Source organism: Campylobacter sp. US50a, from assembly GCF_004379015.1.
Classification (GTDB): Bacteria; Campylobacterota; Campylobacteria; order Campylobacterales; family Campylobacteraceae; genus Campylobacter_D; species Campylobacter_D jejuni.
Map to the genome: position 1 here is coordinate 37,968 of NZ_RYYJ01000012.1, position 8,115 is coordinate 46,082.

6 protein-coding genes and 1 pseudogene are annotated in these 8,115 nt (G+C 31.2%); all 7 read right to left on the bottom strand.

Features of this window, described 5'->3' with window-relative positions; genetic code table 11:
• Positions 1–21 precede the first annotated feature (21 nt).
• A complete protein-coding gene (locus ELQ11_RS08125; RefSeq protein ID WP_243833543.1) occupies positions 22–888 on the bottom strand; it encodes a restriction endonuclease subunit S in 867 nt (288 codons plus the stop codon).
• Positions 885–1,304, bottom strand: a complete 420-nt coding sequence (locus tag ELQ11_RS10350; RefSeq protein WP_243833544.1) for a hypothetical protein — start codon at positions 1,302–1,304, stop codon at positions 885–887. Before ELQ11_RS10350 ends, ELQ11_RS08125 begins: the two co-directional genes overlap by 4 nt.
• A pseudogene (locus ELQ11_RS08130) lies at positions 1,301–3,209 on the bottom strand (class I SAM-dependent DNA methyltransferase). Before ELQ11_RS08130 ends, ELQ11_RS10350 begins: the two are co-directional and overlap by 4 nt.
• 130 nt (positions 3,210–3,339) lie before the next feature.
• Positions 3,340–5,211, bottom strand: a complete 1,872-nt coding sequence (dnaK, locus tag ELQ11_RS08135; RefSeq protein ID WP_002871433.1) for a molecular chaperone DnaK — start codon at positions 5,209–5,211, stop codon at positions 3,340–3,342.
• 22 nt (positions 5,212–5,233) lie between these two features.
• Positions 5,234–5,764 carry a nucleotide exchange factor GrpE gene (grpE, locus tag ELQ11_RS08140; RefSeq protein WP_002790452.1) on the bottom strand — a complete coding sequence of 177 codons (531 nt, stop codon included), beginning with the start codon at positions 5,762–5,764 and terminating at the stop codon, positions 5,234–5,236.
• Complete coding sequence (locus ELQ11_RS08145; protein ID WP_002880628.1) at positions 5,761–6,552, bottom strand: HrcA family transcriptional regulator; 792 nt, start codon at positions 6,550–6,552, stop codon at positions 5,761–5,763. The genes grpE and ELQ11_RS08145 overlap by 4 nt, the downstream gene beginning before the upstream one ends.
• Before the next feature lie 208 nt (positions 6,553–6,760).
• Positions 6,761–7,942, bottom strand: coding sequence for a hypothetical protein (locus tag ELQ11_RS08150; RefSeq protein ID WP_002871431.1), 1,182 nt, complete (start codon positions 7,940–7,942; stop codon positions 6,761–6,763).
• Between the last annotated feature and the right edge of the window lie 173 nt (positions 7,943–8,115).

Below are 8,115 nucleotides of genomic sequence, written 5' to 3' on the forward strand. Positions count from 1 at the left end.
ACCTCCAAATTTATAGTTATTTTAACTTTTTCCTATCCTACCACAAACGGTTTGGTTTATGAGTGTGGTTTTGTATTCTTTTATGAGTTTTATTTGTTTTTTGGTTTTTTCTATTATAGCATCTATTTTAGAAATTTCAGAATCTAGAAATTTTGCGATTTGCTCTTGTTCTTTTAGGGGTGGGATAACAACGGATAATCTACCTAACAACTCTTGACTAAGAGAAGCTCTAGTTACTAAACCATTTTCTTTTGCAAAAAAGGATTGATTAAAGCTTCTTCTAAAATAAAACTTTGCAAAATTATTATCTAAAACTTTTTTATCAGCTCTAAAGCGTATCAAGAAACCTGCAAATACTACATTTTCAATAGTTTTTAAACATACCGAACTTATACCTATTTCATCAATAGTTTCAGAAGTTCTAGTAAAAAAGATATCACCTTGTTTTACAGAATATATTTTTCTATCAATTTCTGTAGAATTCACAAGCCCTTTAATATTATAAGGGATACAAATATTATTATAAATATCTCCATAACTAACAAAAGGATATCCTGCTCCAAATGCTTCAGAATTGATACTTATTCCATTTTGAAAGCTTCCTAAATATTTTAATTTCACAATCTTCCAATGCTTTGAAATCTCTCCCAAATGTTCTATACCACTATCTTTGAAATTTATATTTTTATCAAGTCCTTTTGTGATAGTTTCATTTATAAAGGCTTGTTTTTGCTCTTTTAAAAGGCTAATGAGTTTTTCTTTTTTCTCTATGAAATTTGCTATCTGCTCGCATTTTTCATCTAAAAAATTTGCAATTTGCTCTTGCTCTTTTAAGGGCGGAAGTGGAATTTTAATATTTTGAAAATCTTCATATCTTAAATTATTCATATCCGAACAAAGTCCGTAAGAATATTTTTCATCATATTTTTTGATTTTAATAAATAATAACTAAAACTAATATTTATTTGTTTATTTGGAATAGCTACAACATAAGCAGGACTTACTATACCTTTTTCAAGCATATTTATACCAACAGCACCTTGCCACATTCTCATTTTATTGTAAGCTATTGCACCTATAGGAACTATTTTGTAACTTGATTTATCATCATTAGAAGTATCTTTTTTGTTTGTTATATCATTTTGATAAACCACACCATTTGCTATAGTTACAGATAACAATGGATAGTTATTATCATTACATCTTACATTAAATTCATTAAAACAATATCTAATAGGAACTATCTCCCAATGCTCCGGAATTTCCCCAAGCCACTCTATGCCACTATCTTTGAAATTTTTCATTGTACAATCTCTCTTAAAAGATCTTGCACTTCTTTTTCTAGCTTTTCTAATTCGTTATTTATCTCTTCTAGCTTTCTTGGTGGTGTGTAGGTATAAAAGTATTTATTAAAAAGTATTTCATAGCCCACACTTGCACTCTCCCACGCTATCCAAGAGTTTGCTACATAAGGCTTTACTTCTGTGTCATAGTAGTTTTGTATGTCTGTTTTGAGTGGAATTTTTTCAGTATTGTTGGTTTTGTCAGAATCTAGCAAGAGATTTTCTTCGCTCTTTTTGAGTTTTATACCAAGATAAGAGAAAAAGTCTGCCCTATCTTTAAAATCTTTGGGGTTAGATTCTAGCTCTTGTAATTTTTCTAAAATTTTGTCTTTGTCTTTGAATTTTGCAAATTTTTCATCATCTTTTAGAAATTCTATGCTTTTTGGTTTTTCTATGATGATTTTAGTATAGCCAAAGTCTTCATTATCCAAAATCTTGCAATCTTTATTGCTTGCATTTTCTAAAAATAATTTAGTGATTTTTTTATATGTTCTTTAGTCATTTCATTTTGTTTAGAGCCTAAAGACTTTTTCATTTTTGAAAAATATTCTTCATTTGTAGCGTTTATAAGCTGGACTTTGTCTTTTTTGTGTTCTGACTTTTTGTTGGTGATGATCCATATAAAAGTGGGAATGCCGGTGTTATAAAACATATTAGTAGGTAGGGCGACTATAGCTTCAAGATAGTCGTTTTCTATGATATGCTTTCTTATAGCTACCATACCGCTATCTGAGTTAAAAAGTGAGCTTCCATTATGCACGCTTGCGATACGAGAACCCAAAGGGGTATCTGTTTTCATCTTGCTAAGCGTATTGAGCAAAAACATCATTTGCCCATCGCTTTTGCTTGTGATACCTACGCTAAATCTTGAGTCATTGCAAGTTGAATTTGAGCCTTTCTTTTCTACGCCTAGAATTTTTTGATCATTTTCCCAAGACTTACCATAAGGTGGATTGCTAAGCATGAAATCAAATTGTAAGTTTTGTTGATCATTGCTTAAGGTAGAACCAAATTTTATATGATCTGGATCTTCGCCTTTTATCAGCATATCTGCTTTACATATAGCATAAGTTTCAGGGTTGATTTCTTGTCCGTAAAGATAAATATTTGCCTTTGACTGTATAAGTCCTTCAGGATCTGTGATAAATTCTTTTGATTCTGTTAGCATACCACCACTTCCACAAGCATTATCATAAATAAGCCATGTTCCTTGTTTGATCTGATCTTTTACAGGCAAAAATACAAGATGAGTCATAAGCTCTATAATCTCTCTTGGGGTAAAGTGCTCTCCGGCTTCTTCATTATTTTCTTCGTTAAATTTACGGATAAGCTCTTCAAAAACATACCCCATGCCAAGATTACTCAAGCCTTTATGGATAACATTACCTTTTTCATCTAAAATATCTTCTATACCGAAATTTACCTTAGGCGAGCAAAATCTTTCTATCACTCCAAAAAGTATGTTTGATTCTTCTAAGGTGTCAAGTTGGTTTTTGAATTTGAATTTTGAGATGATATCTTTGATATTTTCACTAAAACAATCCAAATAATTTTCAAAATTTATTCTTATGTTTTTTGGATCGTTTAGAAGGGTTTGTAGATTAAATCGAGAATAATTAAAAAAGCCTAGATTATTCCCTTGTTTTCCACCTAGCAAAGATTCTAAATTTTCAAATTCATCTTTATAGGTATTGTAGGTTTTAGAACTTTATCTTTTGTAGGCTCTAAAACCGCATCAATTCTTCTTATGATTGTCATGGGTAAGATAACATCGCGGTATTTACCCTTCATATAAACATCACGAAGCAAATCATCTGCCACACTCCATATGAAGTTGATAATGGGTTGGAATTGGCTTTGTTCCATGATGCGTTCCTTATGTTTTTATTAATAATATATTATATAAAATCACTACTAAAAAATTTTTAAAAATTAAATAAGATAAAATAGAATTGAGTTCAAGCCTTTTAACAAGGCTTGAATGAAGATTTTAGGATTACTCAACTTCAGCGTCGATTACATCGTCATCTTTTTTCTTTTTATCGTTCGCTGCATTTGGCTCATCTTTTTTATACATGTTTTCAGCTAATTTATGAGAAACTTCGCTTAAAGCTTTCATTTTGCTTTCAATCTCTTCTTTGCTTGCATTTTGATTTTTCAAAGTCTCGCGCAAATCATCAAGAGCTTTTTGGATGTTTTCTTTATCAGCAGTGGCAACTTTTTCACCCAACTCACTTAAAGATTTTTCTACTTGATGTGCCAAGCTATCAGCTGCATTTCTAGCATCTACAGCTTCTTTGCGTTTTTTATCTTCTTCTTTGTGAAGTTCAGCATCTTTTACCATGTTGTTAATTTCTTCTTCGCTAAGTCCGCTTGAACCTGTGATTTTGATCTCTTGAGCCTTACCTGTTGCTTTATCTTTTGCGCTAACAGTTAAAATACCATTTGCATCAATATCAAAAGTAACTTCGATTTGTGGCATACCGCGTGGTGCTGGTGGAATTCCTTCAAGATTGAAATTTCCTAAAGATTTATTATCACGACTAAATTCTCTTTCCCCTTGTAAAACATTGATAGTTACAGCACTTTGATTATCCTCAGCGGTTGAGAAAACTTGCTCTTTTTTAGTTGGGATAGTTGTACCTTTTTCGATAATCTTAGTCATTACCCCGCCTAGAGTTTCTATACCCAAAGAGAGCGGAGTAACATCAAGTAAAAGCACATCTTTAACATCGCCTTTTATAACCGCACCTTGAATCGCCGCACCAATAGCCACAACTTCATCAGGATTTACAGACTTGTTAAGATCTTTATTAAAGGCTTTTTTCACTTCTTCTTGCACTAAAGGAACACGAGTAGAGCCTCCTACCATAACGATTTCTTTGATCTCATCTTTTTTAAGACCTGCGTCACTTACTACTTCATTGATTTTAGTGATGGTTTCAGCCACTAAAGAATCAATCATACCTTCAAATTTAGCTCTAGTGAGTTTTTTAACCAAATGTTTTGGCCCACTTGCATCTGCTGTGATAAATGGTAAATTAATTTCAGTTTCATTAGCTGAACTTAATTCTTTTTTAGCGTTTTCTGCTGCTTCTTTCAAGCGTTGTAAAGCCATAACATCATTTTTAAGATCTATGCCTGTTTCATCTTTAAATTCATTAGCTAGAAAATCAATAAGTTTATTATCAAAATCATCGCCTCCTAAGAAAGCATTACCACCTGTTGCTAAAACTTCTACCACATTATCTCCAGTTTCAAGCACAGTAACGTCAAAAGTTCCCCCACCTAGATCATAAACCACGATTTTTTCACTATCTTTTTTATCAAGTCCATAAGCTAGAGCTGCTGAAGTAGGCTCATTGATAATTCTTAATACATTAAGTCCTGCTATCGTTCCTGCTTCTTTTGTCGCTTTTCTTTGCGCATCGTTAAAATATGCAGGCACGGTAATAACCGCATCTACAACACTCTCGCCCAAGAAAGCTTCAGCATCTTCTTTTAGTTTCATTAAAACTTTTGCTGAAATTTCTTGCGGAGTATAAATTTTACCTGCGATCTCAATCGCACAAGCGCCATTTCTTTCAGTGATATGATAAGGAAGTCTGTTTTTAGCTTCTTTAGCCGCGTCTTCATTGATCATCAAACCCATAATTCTTTTAATAGAATAAATAGTTTTTTCAGGGTTAGTCACCGCTTGGCGTTTTGCACTATCTCCTACTAAAACCTCGCCTTTATCTGTAAAAGCTACCACAGAAGGAGTTGTATTTTTACCTTCTTTGTTTGGGATTACTTTACTCTCACCGCGTTCATACACAGCAACACAAGAATTGGTTGTTCCTAAATCTATACCTATAACTTTACTCATTTTTTATCCTTTTTATTAAAATTTATTTTGCTACACTAACTTTAGTTGGGCGGATTACGCGATCGGCTATTTTATAGCCTTTTTGAAGCACGGTAACCACTTCACCACTTTGATGATTTTCACTATCTACATGAAACATTGCCTCATGTAAATTTGGATCGAACTCTTTTTCTTCTTTGATAAGAGCCACTCCATGCTTTTCAAGTTTTTTAAGAAACAAATCTAAAGTATTTTGCACTCCTTCTTTGATTTTTAAGCTAATTTCATCATGGCATTCGACATTGATAGCTGCTTCTAAAGCATCTAAAACATCAAGCAAATCCTTTGCAAAACTTTCATTTGCATAAGCCATAGCGCTTAGCTTTTCTTTTTCCATTCTTTTTTTAATATTTTCAAATTCAGCGTTTGCACGCATATATTTGTCTTTTAATTCATCATAGTCTTTTTGCAATTTGTTTTGCTCAACATCTTCGATATTTTGCAAATTCTCATCTTGCAAATGTTCAGAATTTTCTGCGTTTTCGTTTTCAAATTCTTGCTTTTGCTCGCTCACGCCGCCTCCTTTATGTATTGTAATATTTTTTTATAATCCGTATAAACACTACCTGCTAAGATAATATTTACATCTTCGCCCAAAAACTGCGCATCCACCTTAAGCCCCATAAAACCTTCTTTAAATAAAGGTTCAAATTCAAGACTTTCTTTAAAATAACGATGAACTCCACAATCTAAGAGCTTAACAAATTCATCATTTTGATAAATTTGATAAGCTCTTTCTTCATTACTTCTATAGCAAATCAAATTTTGTCTTAAGCTAGCTATTTTTTCTACAAGATCCATAAAATGAACTCTCAAAGCTATTCTTTCTATACTAAAAAGATCTAATCCTATAAGACTTTGTAAAAAATTCCATGCTTCTTTTTCATATTTTAAAACGAGCTCTTCTTCTTTAAAATCAAGCACTATAAACTTAGCATTTAGATCAAGCACTTCTTTAAGTACTAAGCTTCTACCACCATAAACAAGACAATAAATTTCAAATTCTTTGCTCAACTCTTTTAAAAAATTCTCACTTTTGATATTGATATCTTGATCTTGTTCTTTTTTCCAAAAACTTTGCCAATAATTTTGCATTGTCAAAATAGTAGGAATTCTACCACTACTTATATGAAGCTGAGTGATCAACCCCTCGTCGCTAAGCCTTTTAAGATAAACGCGTATAGTTGAAGCAGGAATACAAAGATTTAAATTCAATTCATTTGAACCAATAGGAGCATTATCTAAAAGATAAGTTTGGATGATGGAATCTAAAATCAAATCCTTTTTATCTCGGCTTTTCATAGCTCTTTCCTTAAATTTTTAGCACTCTATTTTTTGATTGCTAGAAGTATTATACAACATTGAGTGTTATTTTGTCAAGTATAAATATAAAAAAATATACTTAATTTTATTTAGTCTATATGACTAAACTTTTATTAGTTACTTTTTTATAAGAATACAATATATCAAAATAAAAATAACAATACACTTTATAAGATAATTATAAAAACTAAGCCCAAATTTTAATCAAATCAGATATTTTTCCATAACTTGTAGAATTTGTATCAAAATAAGTTTGCTTCATTTCGTTGACAATTTCACCAAGATTGTCATAATTAAGTTTAGTTGCATCTTCAGGTTTTAAACCTAGCATTTTTGCACTTCTTTGTTTGAATAAATCCACAAAACCTTCATAGAAAATTTTAAATTTATCCGGATTAAAAACAAGTTTTTTACCCCCAGTTTCTTTATCTTCAACTTCATCAAAAATTTTATCAGATAATTGCATTTTAAGTAAAGATTTTTCATCTTCACTTAAATCATCATATTTTACACCTTTACCTAATTTATCCAAGATATCTTTAATTTCTATTGTATTAGTTTGATTAAATTTAGTTAAAGTTAACATACCTACGCTTTCAGTCCATCCAGAATTTGGAGCTTTGGTTTTTACTGCTTGCATGCCAGTTTCGCTAAAACTAAGCTCTCCATTAAAATCTCCATCTTGTCTTATCATTTTATCAAGCTCTAAACCTATAGTTCTACCAGCATAATCTGTATCTTTAGTATCATCTGGACGCATTTCTCTAAAATCTTTTTCAAAACCAAATAGAGTATCCACGCTACCATTTAATTGTGTATAAGATTGCACAAAAAGTCCTAAATTTGTTTCCTGTGCTACAAAACCACTTTTCGTATCTTCAAGTTCATAATCTTCTAAATATCCATCATTATTTCTATCGCTAGCCACATAAGCTCTAGTATATGCTATATCAGCATACCATCCAGCCACGAAATTTTCAGCTTTTCCACTTAATATATATGATCCATCAAGTCTTTTAGTCATATCTTCTTTGTCAAATTCAATCCCCATTTTATTGATGGCTGTTGAACTTAAAGCACTACGAACGAGTTTATTTGTAATAGGATCTCTAAAATATATAGTAGTCATACCTCTTTCAGCTTTTTTCACTTTATCACTTACCTTTTGATTAAAAACTTTTTCATCTTCTAATCTTTGAAGCATAGTTTGAGCTACATCTGTTTTTTGATCTTGAAATGAAGAGGAATTTTCGTCTTTTTCATTAAGAATCTTTGGTTTTAAATTCAACTTAAAAGATTTATATACACTAGCTTGCTGAGAAGATTTAGATATGGGTTGAAAATGATTAAGAAATTTTATAAAATCCATTTTGATGCCTTCAAATTTTCGACATCTTTTCAAAAATATTGCTAATATATTTTACGTAATTTTAACTTAGAAAATTTTAAATTTTTATCCTCTATTACCTTCCAAACTCCTAAAAACACCCTATTCTCTTAAAAACCCTAAACAGCAACAAACTCTTTTTTAAACACAATTCT